Consider the following 25,184-nt stretch of genomic DNA (forward strand, 5'->3'; position numbering starts at 1 on the left):
ACAAGACCACACGGCGTGGGGGAATCGGCCATACCGGCGGGTGGGGGTGCTGTGAGGGTTGCGCCGATTTCCGGACGTGTTCGGGACGCCTCCGTCAGGTGCGGGACCAACGGGTGACCGTCCGCGGGGAGAGTGTCCGGCGGCGTGACGGCGAGGTGACGGCGGCAGGGGTGCGGAGGCGTTCTCCGGGGCCGCTCGTGCGCCGTGGTTGCCGGGGGCCAACGCCGCTACCGTTGACGCGTCGGTCGCATACGTAACGCATTCCCCGTAGAGGTGGAGTCGCTGTGAAGGCCATCCGTCGATTCACCGTACGTCCCGCCCTCCCCGAACCCCTCACCCCGCTGTCGGAGCTGGCGCGCAATCTGCGCTGGTCCTGGCACCCGGACACCCGTGACCTGTTCGCCTCCGTCGACCCCGGGCAGTGGGCCGCGTCGGGCTGCGACCCCGTGCGGCTGCTCGGCGGCGTGTCGCCCGCGCGCCTGACCGAGCTGGCCGGGGACGCGGACTTCCTGCGGCGGCTCGCCGAGGCCTCGGACGGGCTGCGGGAGTACGTCACCGGGGCGCGCTGGTACCAGGCGCAGTCCGCCGAGCGCGGGGGCGAACTGCCGCGCGCCGTCGCGTACTTCTCGCCCGAGTTCGGCATCACCGCCGCCCTGCCGCAGTACTCCGGCGGGCTCGGCATCCTCGCGGGCGACCACCTGAAGGCGGCCAGCGACCTCGGGCTCCCGCTCATCGGGGTCGGGCTGCTCTACCGGCACGGCTACTTCCACCAGTCGCTGTCGCGCGACGGCTGGCAGCAGGAGACCTACCCGGTGCTCGACCCGAACGAGCTGCCCCTCTCGCTCCTGCGCGAGGCGGACGGCACCCCGAGCCTGGTGGCCATCGCGCTGCCCGGCGGACGTGCGCTGCGCGCCCACGTCTGGCACGCCAGCGTCGGGCGCGTACCGCTGCTCATGCTCGACTCGGACGTCGAGGAGAACGACCCCGCGGCCCGCGAGGTGACCGACCGGCTCTACGGCGGCGGCAGCGAGCACCGGCTGCTCCAGGAAATGCTGCTCGGCATCGGCGGGGTGCGCGCCATCCGGACGTACTGCCGGCTCAGCGGACACCCCGAGCCCGAGGTCTTCCACACGAACGAAGGCCACGCGGGCTTCCTCGGCCTGGAGCGCATCCACGAACTGGCCCTTGAAGGCGTGGAGTTCGAGGCGTCCCTGGAAGCCGTGCGGGCCGGGACCGTCTTCACCACGCACACGCCCGTGCCCGCCGGCATCGACCGCTTCGACCGTGAACTCGTCGCCCGGCACTTCGGCCCCGACGCCGAACTGCCCCGCATCGACGTCGAACGGATCCTGCGCCTGGGCATGGAGACCTATCCCGGCGGTGAGCCCAACCTCTTCAACATGGCGGTGATGGGCCTGCGTCTGGGAAGCCGCGCCAACGGCGTCTCCACCCTGCACGGCAAGGTGAGCCGCGAGATGTTCGCGGGCCTGTGGCCGGGCTTCGACGCCGAAGAGGTGCCGATCGCCTCCGTCACGAACGGCGTGCACGCCCCGACCTGGGTCGCTCCCGAGGTCTTCCGCCTCGGCGCCCGCCAGATCGGCGCGCAGCGCACCGAGGACGCGCTGTCGGTGGGCGGTTCGGACCGGTGGGACGCGGTCGCCGACATCCAGGACGCGGACATCTGGGAGCTGCGGCGGGAACTGCGCGGCCAGCTGGTGGCCGAGGTCAGGCAGCGGCTCTACGCGTCGTGGCGGCAGCGGGGCGCGGCGAGCGCCGAGCTGGGCTGGATCGACGAGGTGCTCGACCCCGACGTCCTGACCATCGGCTTCGCGCGCCGCGTCCCCTCGTACAAGCGGCTGACGCTGATGCTGCGGGACCGGGACCGGCTGATGGAGCTGCTCACGCATCCGGAGCGGCCCGTGCAGATCGTGGTGGCGGGCAAGGCGCATCCGGCGGACGACGGGGGCAAGCGGCTCATCCAGGAGCTGGTGCGCTTCACGGACGATCCGCGGGTGCGGCAGCGGATCGTGTTCCTGCCGGACTACGGCATGGCGATGGCGCAGAAGCTGTATCCGGGGTGCGACGTCTGGCTGAACAACCCGCTGCGCCCCCTGGAGGCGTGCGGGACGAGCGGGATGAAGGCCGCCCTGAACGGCTGCCTCAACCTGTCGGTGCTCGACGGCTGGTGGGACGAGTGGTTCGAGCCGGACTTCGGATGGGCCATCCCGACGGCGGACGGCGCGGCGACGGACGACGACCGGCGCGACGACCTGGAGGCCGCGGCGCTGTACGACCTCCTGGAGCGCAGGATCGCGCCCCGCTTCTACGAGCAGGGGCCCGGCGGCCTGCCCGACCGGTGGATCGAGATGGTGCGCAGGACGCTGACCCGGCTGGGCCCGAAGGTCCTCGCGGGGCGGATGGTGCGTGACTACGTGGAGCAGCTGTACGTGCCCGCCGCGCGGGCGCACCGCACCCTGGGCGTGGACGCCGCGGCGGAGCTGGCCGCATGGAAGGCGCGGGTGCGTGCCGCCTGGCCGCGGGTGGCCGTCGACCACGTCGAGGCGTCGGCGACGGGCGCCACCGCCGAACTGGGCGCCACGCTCGCGCTGCGGGTCCGCGTCCACCTGGGCGAGCTGACCCCGGACGACGTGGAGGTCCAGACGATCGCGGGCCGCGTCGACCCGGAGGACGTCATCGCCGACGCGAGCCCGGTCCCGCTGAAGCCCGTGGGCGGCCCGGACGCGGAGGGCCGCCGCCTCTACGAGGGCCCGCTGGCCCTGGACCGGACGGGCCCGTTCGGCTACACCGTCCGCATCCTGCCGGCCCACCGCCTCCTGGCCACCGGAGCGGACCTGGGCCTGGTGGCGGTCCCGTCGGAGGGCACGGGCGAGGCCGCCGGGGTGCTGCTGCGGTAGGCCGCCGCGACCGCGAACGCCGGGCGGGCCGGAAGATCCCGGCCCGCCCGGCGTCCCGTACGGGGAGTTACTTGACGTTGACGCCGGCCCAGGCCGCGTCCACGCCCTTGTACTCGGCGGAGTCCGCGCCGAAGAGGTCCTTCGCGGCGCTCAGCGTGCCCTCACGGGCCGCCTTGTAGTCCGTCGTCGTGGTGAAGTACGACGTCAGGGCCTTGAACCAGATCTTCTCGGCCTTGTCCCTGCCGATGCCCTCGACCTTGGAGCCGTCGGCCGTCGGGGAGTCGTACTTGACGCCGTTGATCTCCTTCGCGCCGCTGCCCTCGGCCAGCAGGTAGAAGAAGTGGTTGGCGATGCCCGAGGAGTAGTGGACGTCCACGTTGCCCGCGTCCGCGCTCCAGTTGTCCAGGGACTGGCCGTCCTTGGAGGGCTTGTCCATGTAGCGCAGCGGCGAGCCGTCGCCGTTGATGTCGATCTTCTCGCCGACGAGGTAGTCGCCGACGTCCTCGGCGTTCTTGGCGTTGAACTCGACGGCGGAGCCGAAGATGTCCGACGTGGCCTCGTTCAGACCGCCCGACTCACCGCTGTACTCCATGTTGCCGGTGGCCGCGGTGACGCCGTGCGTCATCTCGTGGCCCGCGACGTCGATCGACGTCAGGGGCTTCTTGTCGCCCTCGCCGTCGCCGTACGTCATGCAGAAGCAGCTGTCGTCCCAGAACGCGTTGACGTAGGCGTTGCCGTAGTGGACGCGTGAGGTCGCGCCCTTGCCGTCGCCCTTGATGCCTTCGCGGCCGTGCACGGCCTTGTAGTAGTCCCAGGTCAACTGGGCGCCGTAGGCGGCGTCGACGGCGGCGGTCTGGGCGTCGTCCGGCTTTCCGGTGCCCCAGGTGTCGTCGTCGTCCGTGACGAGCTTGCCCTCGCCGCTCTGACCGTGGTTCAGGTCGAACGTCGAGTGCCCGCCGCGCGCGTCGTCGGTCAGGTCGAAGCCGCTGGTGCCCTTCTTCGAGCCGATCTCGACGTCGCCGCTGTACTGGCTGTGGCCGGCGCCGTTCTCGATGGCCTGGTACTGGAAGAGCTTCTTGCCCGTGGCCGCGTCGGTGATGACGTGCAGCTTGCTGGGCGTGCCGTCCTTCTGGACGCCGGTGACGACGGTCTCGTGGGCGAGGACCGGCTTGCCGGAGGCGGCCCAGACGACCTTGCGCGGGGTCTGCGCGTCGGCCTTCTCGGTGTCGCCGGACTTCGCCGCGGTCGACTCGGCGGACTTCGCGGCCGACGTGGCCCCGATCTTCGCCGAGGTGGAGGCGACCTTGATGGTGGCCTTGGCCGCCTTGGTCACGCTCTTGACCGAGCCGCTCTTCGCGGTGTGCACGACGAGGTCGCCGCCGAGGACGGGCAGGCCGTCGTAGGTGCGCTCGTAGCGGGTGTGCGTGGTGCCGTCGCGGTCCTTGACGACGTCACGGACGACGAGCTTCTCCTTGGCGCCGAGGCCGATCTTCTCGGCGGTGGCCGCCTTGTCCGCGTTCGCGTCCTGGAGCAGGCCGGCGCGGGCGGTGGAGGAGAGCGCGATGGGCGATCCGGCGGGTGCCGCGGCCCGGTCGGGCTGCGCGGAGGCTCCGGTGGCCAGTCCGCCGGCGAGCAGTGCTCCGGCGGCGACGGCGGTGGCGATGGCCAGCGTGGAGCGCTTCCGGGATATGTGGGGGGTCACGCATGCTCCTTCTGTGGGGGGTCCGGACGGCATGGGGACCGTCCGAACTGAAAGATGCGGTGCGGGTGTACAGATGTTCAGTTGTGTCGTGCGAGGGAAGAGTGTCAGTTGAGCAAGGTGCATGTCAGGTACCTGACCGCAGGTTGGCCGGAATTCGTTCGTTGAGCGAAGGTCCATGTACGCAATGCGAACGGGGTGTTGCGCACATGGCTGCGCCGCCCCGGGGAGTCGGTCCACCCGGAGCGGCGCAAGTCGGTGCGTGTACCTACCGGTTTACGGGAACGTCAGCTTCCAGCTGTTGATGCGGCCGACGTCCTGCGCGGCCACGTCCTGGACCTTCAGCTTCCAGGTGCCGTTGGCCACCTCGGACGACGCGTTGACCGTGTAGGTCTCCACGATGTTGTCCGCCGAGTCGTTCGCGCTGGAGTTCTTCAGGCGGTACGTCGAACCGTCCGGGGCCACCAGGTCGACGACCAGGTCACCGCGCCAGGTGTGCACGATGTCGACGCCGACCTTCAGCGCGGCGGGCGCGTTGCCCGTGCGTCCGGTGACGGTGACCGACGAGGTGACGGCCGCTCCGTTGTCCGGGATGGCGACGTCGGTGGTGTTCTCGAAGTCCGTGCCACCGCCGCCACCGGGCCGCGAACCGACGTTGACGCCGGCCCACGCGTGGGCCACCGCCGCGTACTCGGCGCTGGTGGTGCCGTACAGCTCGCCGGCGACCGCGAGGGTGCCGGTGCGGGCCGCCGCGTAGTTGGTGGTCGTGGTGAACTTCGTCGTCAGCGCCTTGTACCAGATGAGCGACGCCTTGTCACGACCGATACCGGTCACGGGCAGGCCGTCCGAGGTGGGCGAGTCGTACGAGACGCCGTTGACCACCTTGGCGCCGCTGCCCTCGCTCAGCAGGTAGTAGAAGTGGTTGGCGACACCGGACGAGTAGTGGACGTCGATGTTGCCGATGCCCGAGTACCAGGAGTCCTTGGAGCCGCCGTCCTTGGAGGGCTTGTCCATGTAGCGCAGCGGCGTGCCGTTGCCGTTGATGTCGATCTTCTCGCCGACGAGGTAGTCGCCCTTGTCCTGCGCGTTGTTGGCGTTGAACTCCACGGCCGCCGCGAAGATGTCCGACGTCGCCTCGTTCAGGCCACCGGACTCGCCGCTGTAGGTCATGTTGCCGGTCGCGGCGGTGACGCCGTGCGTCATCTCGTGGGCCGCCACGTCGATGGACGTCAGCGGCTTGGCGTTGCCGGAGCCGTCGCCGTACGTCATGCAGAAGCAGGAGTCCTGCCAGAACGCGTTGACGTAGTTGTTGCCGTAGTGGACCCGGGAGTAGGCGCCGACGCCGTCTCCGCGGATGCCGCTGCGGCCGTGCACGTTCTTGTAGTAGTCCCACGTCAGCTGGGCGCCGTAGGCGGCGTCCGCGCCCGCGGTCTCCGCGTTGGAGGCCTGGCCGTTGCCCCACACGTCGTCCGGGCCACTGAAGAGCGTGCCGGTGCCGGACGTGCCGCGGTTGAGGTTGTACGTCTTGTGGCTGCCGCGAGCGGTGTCGGTCAGGGTGTAGTTCGACCCCGACTGGGTGCTGCCCACGGTGACCTGACCGCTGTACTGCGTGTTGCCCGTGCCGTTCTCGACGCCCTGCCACTGGAAGAGCTTCTTGCCGGTGGCCGCGTCCGTGATGACGTGCAGCTCGTTCGGGGTGCCGTCGTGCTGCAACCCGCCGACCACGGTCTCGTACGCGAGGGTCGGCTCGCCCTTGGCCATCCAGACGACCTTGCGCGGCGCGCGGTCCGCGTCGGTCTTCTTGGATCCCTCGGCCTTCGCCGCGCCGAGCGCCTGCTTCTCGGCGGTCGCCGCCTTCACGTCGGCGCTGGTGTCGACACCCTTGAGCTCGGCCTTGGCGGCCTTGGTGACGCCTTCGGTCTTCCCGGACTTCGCCTCGTCGACCACCAGGTCGCCGCCGAGGACGGGCAGGCCGTCGTAGGTGCGCTCGTAGCGGGTGTGGGTCGTGCCGTCGCCGTCCTTGGTGACGTCACGGACGACGAGCTTCTCCTTGGCGCCGAGCCCCAGGTCCTTGGCCGTGTCCGCCTTGGTGGCGTTGGCGTCCTTGAGGAGCGCCGCACGCTGGGCGGGAGTGAGCTTCACGGGCAGGGAGCCGGGGTCGGCCTTGCCTATCTTCGCGGCGGCCGGGGCCTTGGCCGCCGATATCGCGGGGTCGTCGGCGGATGCCGGGCCCGTCTGGAAGGCCACCGCGACGAGGGCGGCGACGGCGGTCAGGGCGCCGGCGGCGGTGGCGCGTCTGTGGGAGGCAGGTCTGTGAGAGGTGCTTCTCAACACGGACTCCTTCTGCGTGGCCGCGGGATACGCGGCCAGGGGGACCGGGCGGCGCGGTCGTGCCGTCCGGGCAGAACAAGGCAGAACGTGGAGCAGGGATGACGCACGGTGGAGCAGGGGTGGAGCAGTGGTGGAACAGGGTGGTGCTGGGAATCGAGGGGAAGAGTGGCACCGGCTCGCTCTGTTTGTCAGGGGTGCGTCAAGAGTTGGCCGGAAATTGCCCGCTGCCCGGTGGCCCACGTTCGATATACGGAGGGGTCGCGCAGGGTGAAGCACTTCGGATTGTTCGAGGAGAGCCCGCCGCCGGCGTCCGGAACGGTGTGGCTGATTCCCTACCCCGACCGCCCCTGGTTTCAGCCGAGTCGGGGCCGGCGCGTGGCAGAGGGACGGGGGACGCCGTGGACACCACTGTGCCCGTCTTTCACCCCACCACGCTGTCCCGCCACGCCCGGTGCAGATCCGCGAACGCCCCGCTTCCCGCGATGAGTTCGTCCGGGGTGCCGTCCTCCACGACACGGCCGTGCTCCATCACGAGCACCCGGTCGGCGATCTCCACCGTGGAGAGCCGGTGGGCGATCACCACGGCGGTCCTGCCGCGCAGCACGGTGTGCATGGCGCGCTGCACCGCCCGCTCGCCCGGGATGTCGAGCGAGCTGGTCGCCTCGTCGAGGATCAGCACCGCGGGGTCGGCGAGCAGCGCCCGCGCGAAGGCGACGAGCTGGCGCTGACCTGCGGAGATACGGCCGCCCCGCTTGCGTACGTCGGTGTCGTAGCCGTCGGGCAGGGACGCGATGAAGTCGTGCGCGCCGATCGCCTTCGCGGCCCGCTCGATGTCCTCGCGGGTGGCGTCCGGGCGGCCGATGGCGATGTTCTCGGCGACGGTCCCGGAGAAGAGGAAGGCCTCCTGCGTCACCATCACCACGCCGCGCCGCAGCTCCGCGTTGGCGAGATCCCGCAGGTCGACCCCGTCGAGCAGGACGCGGCCCTCCGTCGGGTCGTAGAAGCGGGCGAGCAGCTTGGCGAGCGTCGACTTTCCGGCGCCGGTGGAGCCGACGACGGCGACGGTCTGCCCGGCGGGCAGCGTCAGGTCGAAGCGGGGCAGGACCTCGCCGCCGGTGCGGTAGGCGAACCGCACGCCGTCGAAGTCGACCTCGCGGCCCGGGTGTTCGGAGGCGAGGGCGGGCAGCGGGCGGGCGCGGTCGGGGTGCGGCTCGGGCACGGAGGGCGTCTGGGCGAGGAGCCCGGCGACCTTCTCCAGGGACGCGGCGGCGGACTGGTAGGAGTTCAGGAACATGCCGAGCCGGTCGATCGGGTCGTACAGGCGCCGCAGGTAGAGCACGGCCGCGGCGAGGACGCCGAGCGCGAGGGTGCCGTCGGTGACGCGATGAGCGCCCCACAGGACGATGCCCGCGACGGCGGTGTTGGCGACGAGCCGGGAGCCGACCACGTAACGGGCCATCTCCAGCATGGCGTCGCCGTTGGCCCGCTCGTGGTGCCGGTTGAGCACGCCGAACTCCGCCTCGTTGGCGCGCTCGCGCCGGAACGCGCGCACCGGGCGGATGCCGTTCATCGTCTCGGCGAACTTCACGATGACGGAGGCGATCGCCGTGGAGCGCTTCCCGAAGAGGGGGCCCGCGCGGCGCTGGTAGCGGCGTACGAGGAGGTAGAGCGGCACGAACGACACCACGGCCGCGGCGCCCAGGCTCAGGTCGAGCCAGAGCAGCATCGCCGAGATGTAGACGAAGGACAGGATGACGGTGACCAGCTCCTGGAGCCCCTCGCTGAGGAGTTCGCGCAGGGACTCCACGTCGGTGGTGGACCGGGAGATGAGCCGCCCCGAGGTGTACCGCTCGTGGAAGTCCACGCTGAGGGCCTGCGCGTGCCGGAAGATCCGCCCGCGCAGGTCGAGCAGCACGTCCTGGTTGACGCGGGCGGAGGCCACGATGAACGCGTACTGGAACGCGCCGGATGCCGCCGCGCAGAGCAGATAGCCGATGCCGACGGCGACGAGCGGCCCGTAGTCGTCCGCGCGGACCGCGGGCACCCCGCTGTCGATGGCGTACGCGACGAGCAGCGGCCCGCCCTGCACGGCGGCCTGCTGGAGGAGCAGCAGCACGGTCGCGACGACGACCCGCCCGCGCAGAGGCTTGAGCAGCGACCGGAGCAGGGCGGCGGTGGCGCCCGGCGGCGCGGGGAGGGTGTCCTTGTCGAAGTGGTCGACGGGAGCGCCCTGTTCGGGGCCTGCTGCGGGTCCGGATCCCGTCCCTGCTCCGGATCCTGCCGCGGGTTCGGAGCCTGCTTCGGGTCGGGATCCTGTTCCGGGTCCGGAGTCTGCTTCGGGCCCGGAGCCCGCCTTGGACCTGGTGCCTGCCTTGGGCCTGGGGCCTGCCCCGGGTTCGGATCCCGTCTCGGGTTCGGAGCCTGCCTCGGGTTCGGAGCCGTTGGAGGCCGCGGGCTCGCCTGGCTCGCCCGTCGGTGGTGCGAGGGGGTCTTCCTTCTCGTCCGGGCTCGTGGTCCGTGACGCCGGTGTCGACGCGGTCATGCCGAGACCTCCCCTTCCGCGGACCCCGGGCCCGCCTCGATCTGCCCGTCGGCGGACGCGGCCGCCCGGTCCACCGGTCCCGGCGCGGGAACGGTCTCCGCCCCCGACATCAGCCACGCGTACTCCCCGCTCGTCCGCAGCAGTTCCTGGTGGGTGCCCACCGCGGTGATCCTGCCGCCGGAGAGAAGCGCGACCCGGTCGGCGAGCAGGACCGTGGACGGGCGGTGGGCCACCACCAGGGCCGTCGTGTCGGCCAGGACGCGACGCAGGGCCGCCTCCACCAGGGCCTCCGTGTGGACGTCCAGCGCCGAGAGCGGGTCGTCCAGGACCAGGAAGCGGGGGCCGCCGACCACCGCGCGGGCCAGCGCGAGCCGCTGGCGCTGACCTCCGGAGAGGCTCAGGCCCTGCTCGCCGACCTGGGTGGCCGTGCCCTGCGGGAGCGCGTGGACGAAGTCGGCCTGGGAGACGTCTAGCGCACGCCCCAACTCCGCGTCGCCCGCGGACTCTCCCGCGCCCATCAGGACGTTCTCGCCCACCGAAGCGGAGAACAGCGTCGGCTCCTCGAAGGCGACCGCCACCAGCGTGCGCAGCCGCTCGCGGTCCATCTCCGCGATGTCCTCGCCGTCCAGCGTGATGCGTCCGCCGCTCACCTCGTGCAGCCGGGGGACCAGAGCCGTCAGCGTCGTCTTGCCGCTGCCGGTCGCGCCGACCAGCGCCAGGGTCTCGCCGGTCCTGACGTGCAGGTCGATCCGGTCGAGCGCGGGCGGCGCGTCGGCGGGCGCGTCCGGGTAGCGGAACTCGACCCCGTGAAAGCGGAGTCCGGCTTGCTCCGACGCCGACGCCGACGCCGACGCTGACTCCGACACCCGCTCCGATGCCGACGCCGAGCCCGACGCCAGCTCCGACGCCGAGCCCGACGCCGACGCCGGCTCCAGCTCCGCCACCCGCTCCGACTCCGGCTCCGCGTCCATCACCTCGAAGTACCGCTCCGTGGCCGTCGCCGACTCCTGGCTCATCGCGAGCAGGAACCCGATCGACTCCACCGGCCAGCGCAGCGCAAGGGCCGTGGAGAGGAAGGCGACCAGCGTGCCCGTGGACAGGTTCCCGTCCGCCACCTCCACCGTCCCGAGGACGAGCGCCGCGCCGATCGCGAGTTCCGGCAGCGTCATGATGACGGCGTTGATCGCGGCGAGCAGCCGCGCCTTGGCCAGCTCCGTGCCCCGCAGCGTGTGCGACAGCTCGCGGAAGGCCCGCGCCTGGCTGCGGTGGCGGCCGAAGCCCTTGATGATGCGGATGCCGAGCACGCTCTCCTCGACGACCGTCGTCAGATCGCCGACCTGGTCCTGCGCCCGCCGCGCCACCGCCATGTACCGGCCCTCGAAGTACGCGGCGACGATCATCAGCGGCAGCAGCGGGGTCAGCAGCACCAGGCCGAGCGCCCAGTCCTGCGCCAGCAGGATGGCCATGCCGACCAGGATCGTCGTGCCGTTCACGATCAGGAACGTCAGCGGGAAGGCCAGGAACATCCGCAGCAGCATCAGATCGGTCGTGCCGCGCGAAAGGAGCTGGCCCGAGGCCCACCGGTCGTGGAAGGCCACCGGCAGCCGCTGAAGATGGCGGTAGAGGTCCGCCCGCATCGCCGCCTCGACCGAGGCGAGCGGCCGTGCCACGAGCCACCGCCGGAGGCCGAAGAGCAGCGCCTCCGCGATGCCGAGCAGCAGCAGGAGCAGCGCCCCGATCCACACCCCGCGAAGATCCCGGTCCGCCACCGGCCCGTCCACCAGCCACTTCAGTACGAGGGGGAAGACGAGCCCCGTACAGGAGGCGACGACGGCGACGAACGCGGCGCTGAACAGACGGGTCCGGACGGGCCGGACGTACGGCCACAGGCGCAGCAGCGTCCGTGCGGCGGACCGCTCCCGGCCCGGCTCCCCGGTGGGGTGCCCGGCCGGCTCCTGGACCGGCTCCCGGACCGGCTCCTGAACTAGCTTCCCGACGGGTTCCTTGGTCGGTGCATCTGGTTTCGGCATCAGGAGCGAGCCTACGGACGGCCGCTGACAGAACCCACCGAGTTTTGACCCGTCCCCGCTCGTCCGCTGGTCCTAGTCCCGGACCCCGCTCCGGGACCCCGCTCCCTCCCGGACCCCGCTCCCGGCCGCCGCCCGGCGGACCGGGCCGCGCCGGTGAAGTCGTACCCCGCCATCAACCGATCGGCTGATGTCCGTTCGAGCGCGATGGGCGATGCCCGGACCCCCGCCCACCCGCGAGGCTCGGCTCATGCCCATCATCGAAGTGCACGACCTGCGCAAGGCCTACGGCGGACGGACCGTCGTCGACGGCGTCTCCTTCGCCGTCGAGGAGGGCGAGATCTTCGGCGTCCTCGGACCGAACGGCGCCGGAAAGACCACCACCGTGGAGTGCGTCGAGGGCCTGCGCGTCCCCGACTCCGGAACGGTCCGCGTCGCCGGGCTCGACCCCGTCGCCGACCACGACCGCGTCACCCGGATCCTCGGCGCCCAGCTCCAGGAGAGCGAGCTTCAGCCCAAGCTCACCGTGCGCGAGGCCCTGGAGCTGTACGCCGCCTTCTACCCGGACCCCGCGGACTGGCGCCCCCTGGCCGAACGCCTGCGCCTGACCGACAAGCTGGACAGCCGCTTCGGCAAGCTCTCCGGCGGCCAGAAGCAGCGCCTGTTCATCGCGCTCGCACTGATCGGCAACCCCCGGGTCGTCGTGCTCGACGAGCTGACCACCGGGCTCGACCCGCGCGCCCGCCGCGACACCTGGCAGCTCATCGAGGACGTACGCGACAGCGGCGTCACCGTCCTGCTCGTCACGCACTTCATGGAGGAGGCCCAGCGCCTCTGCGACCGCATCGCGGTCATCGACCACGGCCGGATCGCCGCCCTGGACAGCCCGGCCGGCCTCATCAGCCGGGCCGCGGGATCCACCGTCATGTCCTTCACGCCGTCGGCGCCGCTCGACGAGCGGGAGCTCGCCGCGCTGCCCCGGGTGATCTCCGTAGACCACCGCGACGGCCGCTACACCCTCACCGGCACCGACGAGACCGTCGACGCCGCCATCACACTGCTCGCCCGGCACCACGTCACGGCCCACCAACTCCGGGTCTCCGACGCCACCTTGGACGACGCGTTCCTCGACCTGACGGGAGCCACGGCATGACCGCCGCCACGGCCCTTCGCCCCACCCGGACGCACGGGGCTTTCGCCGCCGTCCTCAAGGCGGAACTGCGCCTCTTCCGGCGCGAGCCCGGCGCCCTCTTCTGGATCATGGTCTTTCCCACGGCCCTCCTGCTGCTCCTCGGCTCGATCCCCTCCTTCCGGGACCCCTCGGACTCGCTCGGCGGGCTCAGGATGATCGACGCGTACGTGCCCGTGGCGGTGCTGCTCTCGCTGATCATGGCGGGCCTCCAGGCCATGCCGCCGCTCGTCACGGGCTACCGCGAACGCGGCATCCTGCGCCGCATGTCGGCCACGCCCGTGCGCCCCGCCGCCGTGCTCGGCGCGCAGACGGGCATCCACGGTTTTGCCGCCCTCGTCTCCGCACTGCTCTCGCTGGCCGCCGGACGCATCGCCTTCGACGTGACGCTGCCGCGCCAGGCGTTCGGTTACGCCCTCGCGCTGCTCCTCGCGATCCTGTGCGGGCTCGCACTCGGCGCCCTCGTCTCGGCGCTCGCCCGCACCACGAAGGCCGCTACCGCCATCGGCTCCGCGGTCTTCTTCCCGACGATGTTCAGCGCGGGCGTCTGGCTGCCGGTGCAGGCGATGCCGGACGCGCTCGCCCGCGTCGTGGAGATCACCCCGCTCGGCGCCGCGTCCCAGGCGCTCGGCGACGCCGCCGCCGGGGACTGGGCCGGGTGGATCCACCTGGGCGTCCTCGCGCTGTGGACGGTGGCCCTGACGGCCGGGGCCGTGCGCTGGTTCCGGTGGGAGTGACCCGACCGTGGCGACGTGGCCGGTCGAGGACACTGGGGCGGTGAGCACGAGCACGGCGGACGCCGCGGAGATGATCGAACGGCGGTGGGGCATGTTCCACCGCTGGGGCCCCTACGCCCTGCTGGCCTTCGGGCTGCTCATGGCGGTCGCCACGGGTGGCCCCATCGGCATGAGCCGGGGCGACTGGTACGTGGCCGGGGCCCTCGTCGGCGCGGGGTTCGCGCTCCAGCTGGGGTGGGGCGCGCTGGCCGTGTCCCGCCCGGGGCCCTCGCCCGCGGGCGTCGCCTACTACGCCCTGCGCTGGGCGATCGCCTTCGTCCTCAGCTGGATCAACCCGTTCTTCGCGTTCTACGCCGTCGTCGGCTACTTCGGTGCCGAGCGGCTGCTGCCGCGCCTGGTCAAGCCCGGCCTGTTCCTCACCGCCGTCACCATGTCGGGCTCGCAGTCCGGCGGCCTGCCGCCGCACGGCGAGCTCGGCTGGGGCGTCTTCGGCGGACTGCTCGCGGTGAACGTCGCGATGCTCGCCGTCTTCGCCCACCTCACGGAGCAGGAGGAGCAGCGTGCCCGCGACGCGGCCGACACGATCGTCGAGCTGGAGCGCACCAACACCGCGCTCCAGCAGGCCATGGACGAGAACGCCGCCCTGCACGCCCAACTCCTGGTCCAGGCACGGGAAGCGGGCGTCGCCGACGAGCGGCGCAGGCTCGCCGCGGAGATCCACGACACCATCGCGCAGGGCCTGACCGGCATCATCGCCCAGCTCCAGGTCGTCGCGAGCGCCTCCGACGAGACGCTGGCCCGCGAGCACCTGGGCCGCGCCGCCGATCTGGCCCGGCACAGCCTGGGCGAGGCCCGCCGCTCCGTGCACAACCTCTCCCCGACGGCCCTGGAGCACGACGCGCTCCCCGAGGCGTTGAAGAAGACGGTCGCGGAGTGGGCCGAACGCACGGGTGTCCGGGCCGAGTTCACCCTCACGGGCACCGCCGAGCCGCTCCACGAGGAGATCGACGCGACGCTCCTGCGCATCGTCCAGGAGGCCCTGTCCAACGCCTCGCGGCACGCGGCGGCCACCCGCCTCGGCGTCACCCTCTCGTACATGGACGACGAGGTCGCCCTGGACGTGCGTGACGACGGCCGCGGCTTCGATCCGCTGGACCTGGTGCAGCGCAGCGGCTCCGGCGGCTTCGGGCTCGACGGCATGCGGGTCCGCGCCGAACGCGTCGCGGGCTCCTTCACCGTGGAATCGGAGCCGGGTCACGGCACCGCGCTCTCGGCTCGCGTACCGTTGGTCCGCCATGGATGACCTGATCACTCTGCTCGTCGTCGACGACCACCCCGTCGTACGCGACGGCCTGCGCGGCATGTTCCGGTCGGCCCCCGGCTTCGAGGTGCTCGGCGAGGCCGCCGACGGCGTCGAGGCCGTCGCCCTGGTGGAGCGACTCGACCCCGACGTCGTCCTGATGGATCTGCGGATGCCGGGCGGCAACGGCGTCGACGCGATCGCCGAGCTCACCCGGCGCGGCTCCCGCGCCCGGGTCCTGGTCCTCACCACGTACGACACGGACTCGGACACGATCCCCGCGATCGAGGCGGGCGCGACCGGCTATCTCCTCAAGGACGCGCCCCGCGACGAGCTGTTCACCGCGGTCCGCGCGGCGGCCCAGGGCCGCACGGTCCTCTCGCCCGCCGTGGCGTCCCGGCTCGTCTCACGCGTACGTGCCCCCGGCAACGAGCCGCTGAGCACCCGTGAACGGGAGGTGCTCGCGCTCGTCGCCAAGGGCACGTCGAACCGTGCGATCGCCGTCGAACTCTTCATCAGCGAGGCCACGGTCAAGACGCATCTCACCCACATCTACGGCAAGTTGGGCGTCAAGGACCGCGCGGCGGCGGTGGCCACGGCGTACAGCAGGGGGATCCTGAGCTGAGCTTTGCTGAGCTGGTCTGAGCTGAGCTGAGCTGAGTCAGGTTCTGGCTCAGGCGGCCTGCCACAGGGCGGGAGTGTTCGGCGGCTCCCAGCCCGGCTGTGCCTGGTGCCCCTGGAGGCAGCGGTAGGTCGAGCCGCCGTACGTGACGGTGTCGCCCGGGGCGTACACCTTGCCCGCGGCCCACGTGCCGCCCGGCTCCGGGTCACCGGGACCGGGGCCGGGGTCGCCCCCGCCGGTCGTCTTCAGCGTCAGGCCGAACTGCTGGAGCAGCGGGTTGATCGGCTGGTGGAACGTCGTCCCGCCGCTGGAGCAGGTGCCCGAGCCGCCCGAGGTGACGCCCTGCGCCTGGCTCCCGGATATGTAGGAGCCGCCCGAGTCGCCCGGCTCCGCGCAGACCGTCGTCCGCGTCACGCCGCTGATGGTGCCCTCGGGGTAGGTGACACTGGTGTTGTGCTGCTGGATCGTGCCGCAGTGCCACCCCGTAGTGGAGCCGGAGCGGCAGACCGACGCACCCACCGGGGACTGCGTGGAGCCCCCGACGCCGATCCGCTGCCCGCCCTGGCCCTTCACGTACGGGGTGGCGGTCCATTGGGAGTTGACCGCGACCCAGGCCATGTCCTTGCCGGGGAAGATGGACGCCTGGAACGTGCCCTGGGCCACCTGGTTGTAGCCGCTGGTCGCGGTGCCGGCCCGCCCGCAGTGGCCCGCCGTGGCGAAGCCCTGCTGCGTGCCCTTGGTGATCGGGAAGCCGATGGAACACCGGCCGCCCATGTAGTACGCCTCACCGCCCACGAGGTCGTACAGCGGACGCGGCCGCTCCGTGGTCTTCTCGATCTGTACGAGGGAGGAGGGGACCCCCGCGGCGGAGACGAGGGACTTCGCGGCGGAGGCGTGCACGGCCCGCACCACGACGGCGTTGGAGCGTACGTCGACGTACCAGACGGGGGCGTCGCGCGTGGCGGCCTTCTTCGCGGCGCGGTCCAGCCGTGCCTTGGCGGCGTCGAGTTGTGCGGTGGAGTACGGCACGACCTCTGCCCGCGCGCCCCGGGCCTCGATCGCGGGGACGTCGGAGGCGTCGGTGGTGGCCACGGTGAGCCGCGCGGAGGTTGCGCCGTGCACCCAGGCACCCGCGAAGTCACGGCCGAGCGCGGCCCGCAGTGCTCCCGCGACGGCACCGGCGTCGGCCTCGTTGACCAGACGGGCCTTCGCCTGCGCCGACGTGAGGCCGAGGTCCCGCTGCATGGCCTTCAGGACCTCGGGCGATGTCCTGTCGACGGCGGCGGTCTCGGCGGGGGAGGGCGAAGAAGACGAGGGGGACGAAGAGGATGCGGCGGGGTCGGTCTGGGCGTTGGCGGTGCCGGGCAGGCCCGCGAGGACCAGGGCGCCGGCCGCGGCGAGCGCGGCGCACGCGGCGGTGGCGCGTCTGTGGTGGATGGGGGGCATGGGGCAACTCCTCGGTACGAGGGGCGAGCGGACCGGTGGGGGTGTCGCTCAGCGGAACGCCCACACCGTAGAACCCTCAACTGCCCCCCAGAAGCTGTCATCCGACCCCCGCCCCCGACGTTATGGAACAGCCACCACGGCCTCCCGGCAGGGGGCACGCCCCGCCCTCGCCGGCTGCGCCGAGCTCGTCCTCAAACGCCGGACGGGCTGATTACGCCGGCCCGGCGCGCGGGGAGAGTGCGACCAGGGGGAGGGGCGGGATGCGTGCTGCCCCTTGCACCCGGCCTCCCGGCAGTGGCACGCCCCGCCATCGCCGGCTGCGCCGAGCTCGTCCTCGAACGCCGGACGGGCTGGAGACGTCGGCTCGGCGTGGGAGGCCACGGTCGCCGTAACCCGCAGGGCGTCCTCACGGGCCCTGAGGGGAAGGGGCCGTCAGCCAGGCCGTGTAGCTTTCGCTGCGGGCTGCCGCTTCCGCGTGGGCCGCGCGGGCCTGGGCGTAGACCGTGGGGGCCGTGGCGTGGGCCGGGGTCGCGGGATGCCAGCCCAGCAGGTGGCGCCAGTACAGCGGCGCCCCGGCGAGCGGCCGGGTCACCAGGCCCGGCGTCGGCGGGAACGTCGCCCGGCACAGCCCCACCGCCCGCCCCACCTGGACCAGATGGACGCAGGACGCCACATCCGTCTCGTAGACGGACGCCGGAGTGAAGCCCGCACGGGCGCACGCCGCGGTGAAGCAGTCCGCGAAGCAGCCGTCGCCCGGCACGTCCGTCCACGCCTCGTCCGCGAGCCGGGCCAGCTCGATCTCCCGGCGGCCGGCCAGCGGATGCTCCGTCGGCAGCATGACGAAGACGGGGTCACGGGCCACCTCCCGCCACACCAGCACCTCGCTCTCCGGCGGCGGACTCGCCCCGCACGTCCCCACCAGCGCGAAGTCCAGGCGCCCGTCGGCCGTGCGGGACGCGATCTCCCGCTCCGACCAGGACGTGTGGGTCGTCACCGGCACCCCCGGATGCGCCGCCGCGAGCCGGTCCACCAGGGCCCCGAGCAGCGGCCCGTGCGTCGCGCCAAGACGGAACCCCGCCCCGCCCTCCCAGGCCCGGCCGAACCGCAGCGCCTCCTCCCGCAGCCCGCTGACCGCGGGCAGCACGACCCGGGCACGGGCCAGCACGAACTCCCCGAGCGCGGTGGCCCGCACCCCGTGCCGCCCCCGCTCGAAGAGCTCCCCTCCCAGGGCCCGCTCGATCCGCTTCAGCTGCGCGCTCAGGGCGGGCTGCGCCAGCCCGAGCACGGTGGCGGCCTTGGTCAGGCTGCCCGCGTCGGCGATCGCCCGGATCGTCTTCAGGTGCCGCAACTCCAGGTCCATGCGCCGAGCTTGACCCGTGCCGGTCAGCGCGGCAATGGGCAGGTACGGACCAATGCGGGCCGCCGCGGGCCACCACGGGCCACCGCGGGGCACTGCTCCCGCCCGGCCTCACCCGCCCGTCACCGTCACCCCTCCCGCACCCGCAGCAACAGCACCGACCGGGCCCCCACCGTCACCGCCGTGTCGGCGGGCAGGACCCGGCCGGGCTCGGCGGCCTGCTCCTCCAGCGCGGTGTCCACCACCACCTCGTACGCCCGCGCCCACGGCGCCCCGGGCAGGATGAAGCTGTCCGCCCGGTCCGCCGCGTGCAGGATCGCGAGGAAGCTGTCGTCGACGACCGGCGCGCCCCGGGCGTCCCGGCCCGGGATGTCGCGGCCGGACAGATACATGCCGAGCGTCGCGGCCGGCGCGTACCAGTCGCCCTCCGTCATCTCCGTCCCCCGCGCGGTGAACCACGCCAGATCCCGCAGCCCGTCCGCCGAGTGCGCCCGCCCGGAGAAGAAGGCCCGCCGCCGCAGCACGGGATGCCGGTGGCGCAGCGCGATCAGCCGCGACGTCAGGTCGAACAGCGCCCGCCACCCCGGCTCCTCCAGCAGCCCCCAGTCCACCCAGCTGACCTCGTTGTCCTGGCAGTATGCGTTGTTGCTGCCCCGCTGCGTGCGCCCCATCTCGTCCCCGGCGACCAGCATCGGCACCCCCGTCGAGAGCAGCAGCGTCGTCAGCAGATTGCGCAGCTGGCGCCGCCGCAGCCGCGTCACCCGCTCGTCCGCGCTCTCGCCCTCCACGCCGCAGTTCCAGGACCGGTTGTCGTCCGAGCCGTCCCGGTTCCCCTCGCCGTTGGCCTCGTTGTGCTTGCGCTCGTAACTCACCAGGTCCCGCAGCGTGAACCCGTCGTGCGCCGTCACGAAGTTCACCGACGCGTACGGACGGCGCCCGCCCCACGCGTACAGATCACTCGACCCGGACAGCCGGTACCCCAGATCCCGTACGTCGGGCAGCGCGCCCCGCCAGAAGTCCCGCACCGCCCCGCGGTAGCGGTCGTTCCACTCCGTCCACAGCGGAGGGAAGGCCCCCACCTGATAGCCGCCGGACCCCACGTCCCACGGCTCGGCGATCAGCTTCACGCGCCGAAGCACCGGGTCCTGCGCGATCACCGCCAGGAAGGGGGACAGCATGTCGACGTCGTGGAACGAGCGCGCGAGCGCCGCCGCCAGGTCGAAGCGGAAACCGTCCACGCCCATCTCGGTCACCCAGTACCGCAGGGAGTCCGTGATCAGGCGCAGCACGTGCGGCTGCACCACCTGGAGCGTGTTCCCGCAGCCCGTGTAGTCCGCGTACCGCCGCGCGTCGGACGGCTGGAGCCGGTAGTAGCCGCGGTTGTCGATCCCCTTGAGCGAGAACGTCGGGCCCAGCTCGCCCGCCTCCGCCGTGTGGTTGTAGACGACGTCCAGGATCACCTCGATCCCGGCTTCGTGCAGCGCCCGCACCATCCGCTTGAACTCCCCGACCTGCTCGCCCCGCGTCCCCGACGCCGCGTACGCCGCGTGCGGTGCGAAGTAGCCGATCGAGTTGTAGCCCCAGTAGTTCGTCAAGCCCCGGCGCAGGAGGTGGTCCTCGTGGGCGAACTGGTGCACGGGGAGCAGCTCGACCGCCGTCACCCCGAGGCGGACGAGATGACCGATCGCCGCGGGATGCGCCAGACCCGCGTACGTCCCCCGCAGCTCCTCGGGGATCTCCGGGTGCAGCTTGGTGAAGCCGCGTACGTGCACCTCGTAGATGACCGAGTCCGCCCACGGCGTCTTCGGGCGCCGGTCGTCGGCCCACTCGTCGTCCGGGGCGTCGTCGTGCACCACCACGCCCTTGGGGACGAACGGCGCCGAGTCCCGGTCGTCGCGCACGGTGTCGGCCACGTGCTGCTGGGGCCAGTCCCGCACGTGCCCGTAGACCTCGGGCGGCAGCCCGTGCGTGGCGAAGTCACCGTCCACCGCACGCGCGTACGGATCGAGGAGCAGTTTCGCCGGGTTCCAGCGGGCGCCCGTCCACGGGTCCCAGCGGCCGTGCACGCGGTAGCCGTAGCGCTGTCCCGGCCGGACGCCCGGCACGAAGCCGTGCCATATCTCGTGCGTCAGCTCGGTCAGCGCGGCGCGCGTCTCGACGCCCCGCCCGTCGAACAGACACAGCTCGACGGCCTCGGCGCCCCCCGCCCACAGCGCGAAGTTGGTCCCCGCGACTCCGTCGGGCCCCACCCTGAACCGCGCGCCGAGCGGCGTCGGCGCCCCCGGCCACACGGGCAGGGCACGCGCGCTCGCAACGGCCCGCGGCGCCGCCCGTGCCGCCGTCGACGTCCCGTTCACGGCGGCGGCCGTTCCGTTCACCGCGGTCGCGCCCGTCCCGCGCCGCCCGTCCCGGAGTGCTTCCTGTTCGGCTGCGCTGGACACCCATTCGCCTCCTGCGGCTCGACCCCCGCCGCGTCCCGGCGACGGAGGCTTACCCGACCGACGGCACGTGCGGACCCGAGGGCCCGTGCCGTCCTCCCCACTGTTCTGCCCAGCGTGTGCGTCGCACTCACGTTTCCCCAGGAGGGGGACGGTCGTTGGGACGGACGTGAGACAGGTAGCGAGGCGCGCTCGGCGCGCAGGGGCCGCGCTGGCCGCCGTAATGACATGGGCAGGACTGCTTGCCGGTGCCACGGGGTGCAGCGGTGACGGTGGCATCGACCGCCTTATGGGCAAGCCGCGGTCGCCCGCCGACGCCATCCGGGTGACGCCCGACGACGGGAGCAAGGGAGTCAAGGGGGACGAACCGCTCCGGATCGAGGTCCCCGACGGACGGCTCGAATCGGTGAAGGTCGTCCGGGTGCAGGACGCGCGCGAGCAGAACGTGCCCGGCCGCATCGACGAGGACGGCATGACCTGGAAGCCGCTGGACGACGGCGCCCTCGCGCTCGCCGCCAAGTACTCGGTGGACGCCGTCGCCCTCGACGGCCACGGCCGCCGCTCGGCCCGGCACACGACGTTCACCACCCAGGTCCCCGACGAGCGGTTCATCGCCTACGTGTCGCCGGAGAACCGCTCCACCGTCGGCACCGGCATGATCGTCTCCCTGGAGTTCAACCAGGAGATCGAGAACCGCGAGGCCGTCGAGCGCGCCATCGAGGTCACCGCGAAGCCCGCCGTCGACGTGCGGCCGCACTGGTTCGGCAAGACCCGCCTGGACTTCCGCCCCGAGAAGTACTGGAAGCCCGGCACGAAGGTCACCGTCGGCCTGCGCCTGCGCGACGTCGAGGCGGCCCCCGGCGTCTACGGCCTCCAGGACAAGAGCTTCGCGTTCACGGTCGGCCGCAGCCAGACCTCCCTGGTCGACGCCGCCGAGCACACCATGGAGGTACGCCGCGACGGCGAGCTCCTCTCCACGGTGCCGATCACCGCGGGCGCCCCCAAGACCACCACGTACAACGGGAAGATGGTGGTCACGGAGATGCTGGAGGTGACCCGGATGAACAGCCGCACCGTCGGCTTCGGCGGCGAGTACAACATCCCCGACGTGCCGCACGCGATCCGTCTGACGACGTCCGGCACCTTCCTGCACGGCAACTACTGGTCACCGAACGCGCCCGGCAACACGAATGTCAGCCACGGCTGCGTGGGCCTGCGCGACGTGAAGGGCGGCAGCTCGCGGACGCCGGCCGGGTGGTTCTTCGACCGCACCCTGATCGGTGACGTGGTGGAAGTCGTCAACAGCGATGACAAGAAAGTCGCTCCTGACAACGGGCTCGGTGGCTGGAACATGGACTGGAAGGAGTGGACGGCGCCGCCCGGATCCAAGCCGGTGACCAAGCCCGAGGACGGCCGCTGAGGCAGGGCCCGCACCGCATGCGCAGTTGGGACGGAACGGTGACATTGGCGGGGAGTCATCGGTCGGAGCCGTGTGGTTATCTAGCGCAGGCGCGTGTCTGTACGCGCTGAGGCACTGGGGTGCGGGCCTGACCAGGCCGTGCGAGGGGAGACACATCGTGAACGGGCGACCGATATCGGGGACGTCGGTTGGCGCACGGGGGAGTGCGCGACGACGGGGGACCAAGGGTCTCTTTGCGGTGGCATCGGGTGTGACGCTGCTGTTGGTCACGGCATGCGGCGGGGGCGGCTCGGACGCGGGCGGCGACGGCAAGGACAAGGCGGCCGACAAGAACGCGCCGTCGACGGCGGTGGTGACCATAGCCCCCAAGGACGGCGCCGACTCGGTGGCCACCAGCGGAGCGCTGAAGATAGCCGCCGACAAGGGCAAGCTGTCGCAGGTCAAGGTCGAGGACAGCAAGGGCAATCCGGTCCCGGGCAAGATCACTTCGGGCGGCGCGAGCTGGACGCCGGCGCATCACCTCGCCGCGTCCACGAAGTACAAGGTCCACGCGATAGCCAAGGACTCCGAGGGCCGGGAGTCCGCCAAAGACACGACGTTCACGACGCTGACCCCGAAGAACACCTTCATAGGTCAGTTCACGCCGGAGGACGGCTCGAAGGTCGGCGTCGGAATGCCGTTCTCGGTCCACTTCTCGCGTGGCATCACCGACCCGGAGGCCGTCGAGAAGGCCATCCGGATCAAGACGGAGCCCGCCGTCGACGTCGAGCCGCACTGGTTCGGCAACGACCGCATCGACTTCCGTCCCGAGAAGTACTGGAAGGCGGGGACGAAGGTCACCGTCGACCTCAACCTCGACGGTGTCGAGGGCCGGCCGGGGGTCTACGGCGAGCAGGCCAAGACCCTGAAGTTCACCATCGGCCGCAGCCAGGTCTCCACCGTCGACGCCAAGTCGCACCAGATGAAGGTCGTCCGGGACGGCAAGCAGATCAAGAAGATCCCGATCACCGCGGGCGCCCCCGGCACGACGACGTACAACGGCCAGATGGTCATCAGTGAGAAGCTCCAGGTCACGCGCATGAACGGCGAGACCGTCGGCTTCGGCGGCGAGTACGACATCAAGGACGTCCCGCACGCGATGCGGCTGTCCACCTCGGGCACGTTCATCCACGGCAACTACTGGTCGGGCGGCGCCTTCGGCAACACGAACGCCAGCCACGGCTGCATCGGCCTGAGCGACGTGCGCGGCGGCTACAGCAAGAAGACACCCGCCGGATGGTTCTTCGACAACTCCCTCATCGGTGACGTCGTGGTCGTGAAGAACTCCGCGGACAAGACGATCCAGCCCGAGAACGGCTACAACGGCTGGAACATGTCCTGGGACAAGTGGAAGTCCTGACCAGCAGGTAGTCCTGACCGGTCGGAGGTCCTGACGGGCAGGAAGCCCCGACCGGTCGGAAACCGTGACCGGTCGTCACGGGTGTGCGGGGCACGGCTAACGTGCCCCGCATGACATCTGTGCATCTCGAAGTCGCCGAAGGCGTCGGCACGATCCGCCTCGACCGCCCCCCGATGAACGCGCTCGACATCGCCCTCCAGGACCGGCTCAAAGAGCTGGCCGAAGAGGCGACCCGGCGCGACGACGTACGCGCCGTGATCATCTACGGCGGCGAGAAGGTGTTCGCGGCGGGCGCGGACATCAAGGAGATGCAGGCCATGGACCACACGGCGATGGTCGTGCGGTCCAGGGACCTTCAGGACTCCTTCACCGCGGTCGCCCGCATCCCCAAGCCCGTCGTCGCCGCCGTCACCGGCTACGCCCTCGGCGGCGGCTGCGAGCTGGCCCTCTGCGCCGACTTCCGCATCGCCGCCGACAACGCCAAGCTCGGCCAGCCGGAGATCCTGCTCGGCCTGATCCCCGGCGCGGGCGGCACCCAGCGCCTGGCGCGTCTGGTCGGCCCGGCCAAGGCCAAGGACCTCATCTTCACCGGCCGCATGGTCAAGGCCGACGAGGCGCTGTCGATGGGTCTGGTGGACCGCGTCGTGCCCGCCGCCGAGGTGTACGAGCAGGCGCACCAGTGGGCCGCGCGGCTCGCGCAGGGGCCCGCGCTCGCGCTGCGCGCCGCGAAGGAGTCCGTGGACGCGGGCCTGGAGACGGACATCGACACGGGGCTCGCGATCGAGCGCACGTGGTTCGCGGGCCTTTTCGCCACCGAGGACCGTGAGCGGGGCATGCGGAGCTTCGCCGAAGAGGGTCCGGGCAAGGCGAAGTTCCTCTGAATTGGACGCGTGACACGTTCAGTTGAGGACGCGTCAGCCAAAGTGTCCCCCGAAGGAGCGCATTATGCGCGCCTTAAGAGAACCTTAAGTCTGGTGCCTTCGCGGCCGTAAGTGATCACTCGTAAGCGAGTAGTCATCGCAGGTCAGAGTGGGTGTCACGGGGGCCTGACTGCCACTGGCATATGCCCACCCAGCCCCCCGGAACGGATGGTTCCGGGGGGCTTATTCCGTCGGAACGGCCCCGGAAAGCGTTGTGTGCGGCCATGATGGGGGGCATGGCGGGGCTGGAGGGTATCGAACAGCCGCGGCGACACGGGAGTGCGACCGCGGCGCGCTGGTCGCCGGCGGTCGAGGACGAACACGCGCTGAAGGCGCTGGAGTTGTTCGGCAATCCGACGGACGCGGAGGTTCCGCTGCCGTCGCGCCCGGAGTCCGCCGCCATCGCGCGCAGGCTCGCCCAAGTCGTGGTGCTCCGGCACTGGGGGCTCTCCCCGAAGCTGACCGAGGACGCCGTGCTCCTCACGTCCGAGCTCGTCGGCAACGCCGTGCGGCACACCGGCGCCCGCGTCTTCGGGCTGCGGATGATGCGGCGGCGGGGCTGGATCAGGATCGAGGTGCGCGACCCCTCGCGCGGACTGCCCTGCCTGATGCCCGTCCAGGAGCTCGACCTCAGTGGCCGCGGCCTCTTCCTCGTCGACAAGCTCTCCGACCGGTGGGGCGTGGATCTGCTGCCGCGCGGCAAGACGACGTGGTTCGAGATGCGGGTCGCCGACCGCTGAGAGACGCGAAAGCCCCCGGTCGCCGTGTGGGGCGCTGCGGGGGCCTGCGCGGAGCGCCGTGGACGAAGGGGTGTGGTCCACGGACGCGGATGACGACCTGAG

16 protein-coding genes are annotated in these 25,184 nt (G+C 71.8%); 9 read left to right on the top strand and 7 right to left on the bottom strand.

The window, feature by feature from the left end; genetic code table 11:
* The first annotated feature begins 284 nt into the window (after positions 1 to 284).
* Entirely contained in the window at positions 285 to 2,915 is a 2,631-nt protein-coding gene (gene glgP, locus QBL25_RS28280) for an alpha-glucan family phosphorylase (RefSeq protein ID WP_409059779.1), read from the top strand.
* Between the two features lie 67 nt (positions 2,916 to 2,982).
* On the opposite strand, the gene QBL25_RS28285 is transcribed toward glgP, so the two are convergent.
* The 4 genes from QBL25_RS28285 to QBL25_RS28300 all read right to left on the bottom strand — a co-directional run bounded on the left by QBL25_RS28285 (position 2,983) and on the right by QBL25_RS28300 (position 11,517).
* Entirely contained in the window at positions 2,983 to 4,617 is a 1,635-nt protein-coding gene (locus tag QBL25_RS28285; protein ID WP_409059780.1) for a M4 family metallopeptidase, read from the bottom strand.
* Positions 4,618 to 4,890: 273 nt separating this feature from the next.
* The gene (locus QBL25_RS28290; RefSeq protein ID WP_409059781.1) at positions 4,891 to 6,948 is read right to left on the bottom strand and encodes a M4 family metallopeptidase; all 2,058 of its coding nucleotides are present in this window, start codon (positions 6,946 to 6,948) and stop codon (positions 4,891 to 4,893) included.
* Positions 6,949 to 7,366: 418 nt separating this feature from the next.
* Complete coding sequence (locus QBL25_RS28295) at positions 7,367 to 9,487, bottom strand: ATP-binding cassette domain-containing protein (RefSeq protein WP_409059782.1); 2,121 nt, start codon at positions 9,485 to 9,487, stop codon at positions 7,367 to 7,369.
* The gene (locus QBL25_RS28300) at positions 9,484 to 11,517 is read right to left on the bottom strand and encodes an ABC transporter ATP-binding protein (RefSeq protein ID WP_409059783.1); all 2,034 of its coding nucleotides are present in this window, start codon (positions 11,515 to 11,517) and stop codon (positions 9,484 to 9,486) included. Before QBL25_RS28300 ends, QBL25_RS28295 begins: the two co-directional genes overlap by 4 nt.
* A gap of 247 nt (positions 11,518 to 11,764) precedes the next feature.
* Here QBL25_RS28300 and QBL25_RS28305 point away from each other — a divergent pair, with 247 nt between their 5' ends.
* The 4 genes from QBL25_RS28305 (at position 11,765) to QBL25_RS28320 (ending at position 15,365) form a co-directional block, all read left to right on the top strand.
* Positions 11,765 to 12,667: an ABC transporter ATP-binding protein gene (locus QBL25_RS28305; RefSeq protein WP_409059784.1), complete on the top strand. Its 903-nt coding sequence runs from the start codon at positions 11,765 to 11,767 to the stop codon at positions 12,665 to 12,667.
* The gene (locus QBL25_RS28310; RefSeq protein WP_409059785.1) at positions 12,664 to 13,440 is read left to right on the top strand and encodes an ABC transporter permease; all 777 of its coding nucleotides are present in this window, start codon (positions 12,664 to 12,666) and stop codon (positions 13,438 to 13,440) included. Before QBL25_RS28305 ends, QBL25_RS28310 begins: the two co-directional genes overlap by 4 nt.
* A gap of 70 nt (positions 13,441 to 13,510) precedes the next feature.
* Positions 13,511 to 14,743, top strand: coding sequence for a sensor histidine kinase (locus tag QBL25_RS28315; protein WP_409062805.1), 1,233 nt, complete (start codon positions 13,511 to 13,513; stop codon positions 14,741 to 14,743).
* On the top strand, positions 14,736 to 15,365 hold the full coding sequence (locus tag QBL25_RS28320) for a response regulator (protein WP_409059786.1): 630 nt from the start codon (positions 14,736 to 14,738) through the stop codon (positions 15,363 to 15,365). The genes QBL25_RS28315 and QBL25_RS28320 overlap by 8 nt, the downstream gene beginning before the upstream one ends.
* A gap of 48 nt (positions 15,366 to 15,413) precedes the next feature.
* Here QBL25_RS28320 and QBL25_RS28325 read toward each other — a convergent pair whose 3' ends face one another.
* The 3 genes from QBL25_RS28325 to glgX form a co-directional block, all read right to left on the bottom strand.
* Positions 15,414 to 16,808 carry a carbohydrate-binding protein gene (locus tag QBL25_RS28325; protein ID WP_409059787.1) on the bottom strand — a complete coding sequence of 465 codons (1,395 nt, stop codon included), beginning with the start codon at positions 16,806 to 16,808 and terminating at the stop codon, positions 15,414 to 15,416.
* Between the two features lie 406 nt (positions 16,809 to 17,214).
* Positions 17,215 to 18,168 carry a LysR substrate-binding domain-containing protein gene (locus QBL25_RS28330; protein ID WP_409059788.1) on the bottom strand — a complete coding sequence of 318 codons (954 nt, stop codon included), beginning with the start codon at positions 18,166 to 18,168 and terminating at the stop codon, positions 17,215 to 17,217.
* Between the two features lie 125 nt (positions 18,169 to 18,293).
* Positions 18,294 to 20,606 (bottom strand): glycogen debranching protein GlgX, encoded by a 2,313-nt coding sequence (gene glgX / locus QBL25_RS28335; RefSeq protein WP_409059789.1) that lies wholly within the window; start codon positions 20,604 to 20,606, stop codon positions 18,294 to 18,296.
* A gap of 220 nt (positions 20,607 to 20,826) precedes the next feature.
* Here glgX and QBL25_RS28340 point away from each other — a divergent pair, with 220 nt between their 5' ends.
* The 4 genes from QBL25_RS28340 (at position 20,827) to QBL25_RS28355 (ending at position 25,082) form a co-directional block, all read left to right on the top strand.
* Positions 20,827 to 22,023, top strand: a complete 1,197-nt coding sequence (locus tag QBL25_RS28340) for an Ig-like domain-containing protein (RefSeq protein ID WP_409059790.1) — start codon at positions 20,827 to 20,829, stop codon at positions 22,021 to 22,023.
* Between the two features lie 157 nt (positions 22,024 to 22,180).
* The gene (locus QBL25_RS28345; protein WP_409059791.1) at positions 22,181 to 23,422 is read left to right on the top strand and encodes an Ig-like domain-containing protein; all 1,242 of its coding nucleotides are present in this window, start codon (positions 22,181 to 22,183) and stop codon (positions 23,420 to 23,422) included.
* A 110-nt stretch (positions 23,423 to 23,532) separates the two neighbouring features.
* On the top strand, positions 23,533 to 24,303 hold the full coding sequence (locus QBL25_RS28350) for an enoyl-CoA hydratase/isomerase family protein (protein WP_409059792.1): 771 nt from the start codon (positions 23,533 to 23,535) through the stop codon (positions 24,301 to 24,303).
* A gap of 275 nt (positions 24,304 to 24,578) precedes the next feature.
* The gene (locus QBL25_RS28355; RefSeq protein ID WP_371527060.1) at positions 24,579 to 25,082 is read left to right on the top strand and encodes an ATP-binding protein; all 504 of its coding nucleotides are present in this window, start codon (positions 24,579 to 24,581) and stop codon (positions 25,080 to 25,082) included.
* Positions 25,083 to 25,184 lie beyond the last annotated feature (102 nt).

It is taken from the genome of Streptomyces sp. SYP-A7185 (assembly GCF_046103685.1).
Lineage (GTDB): Bacteria > Actinomycetota > Actinomycetes > Streptomycetales > Streptomycetaceae > Streptomyces.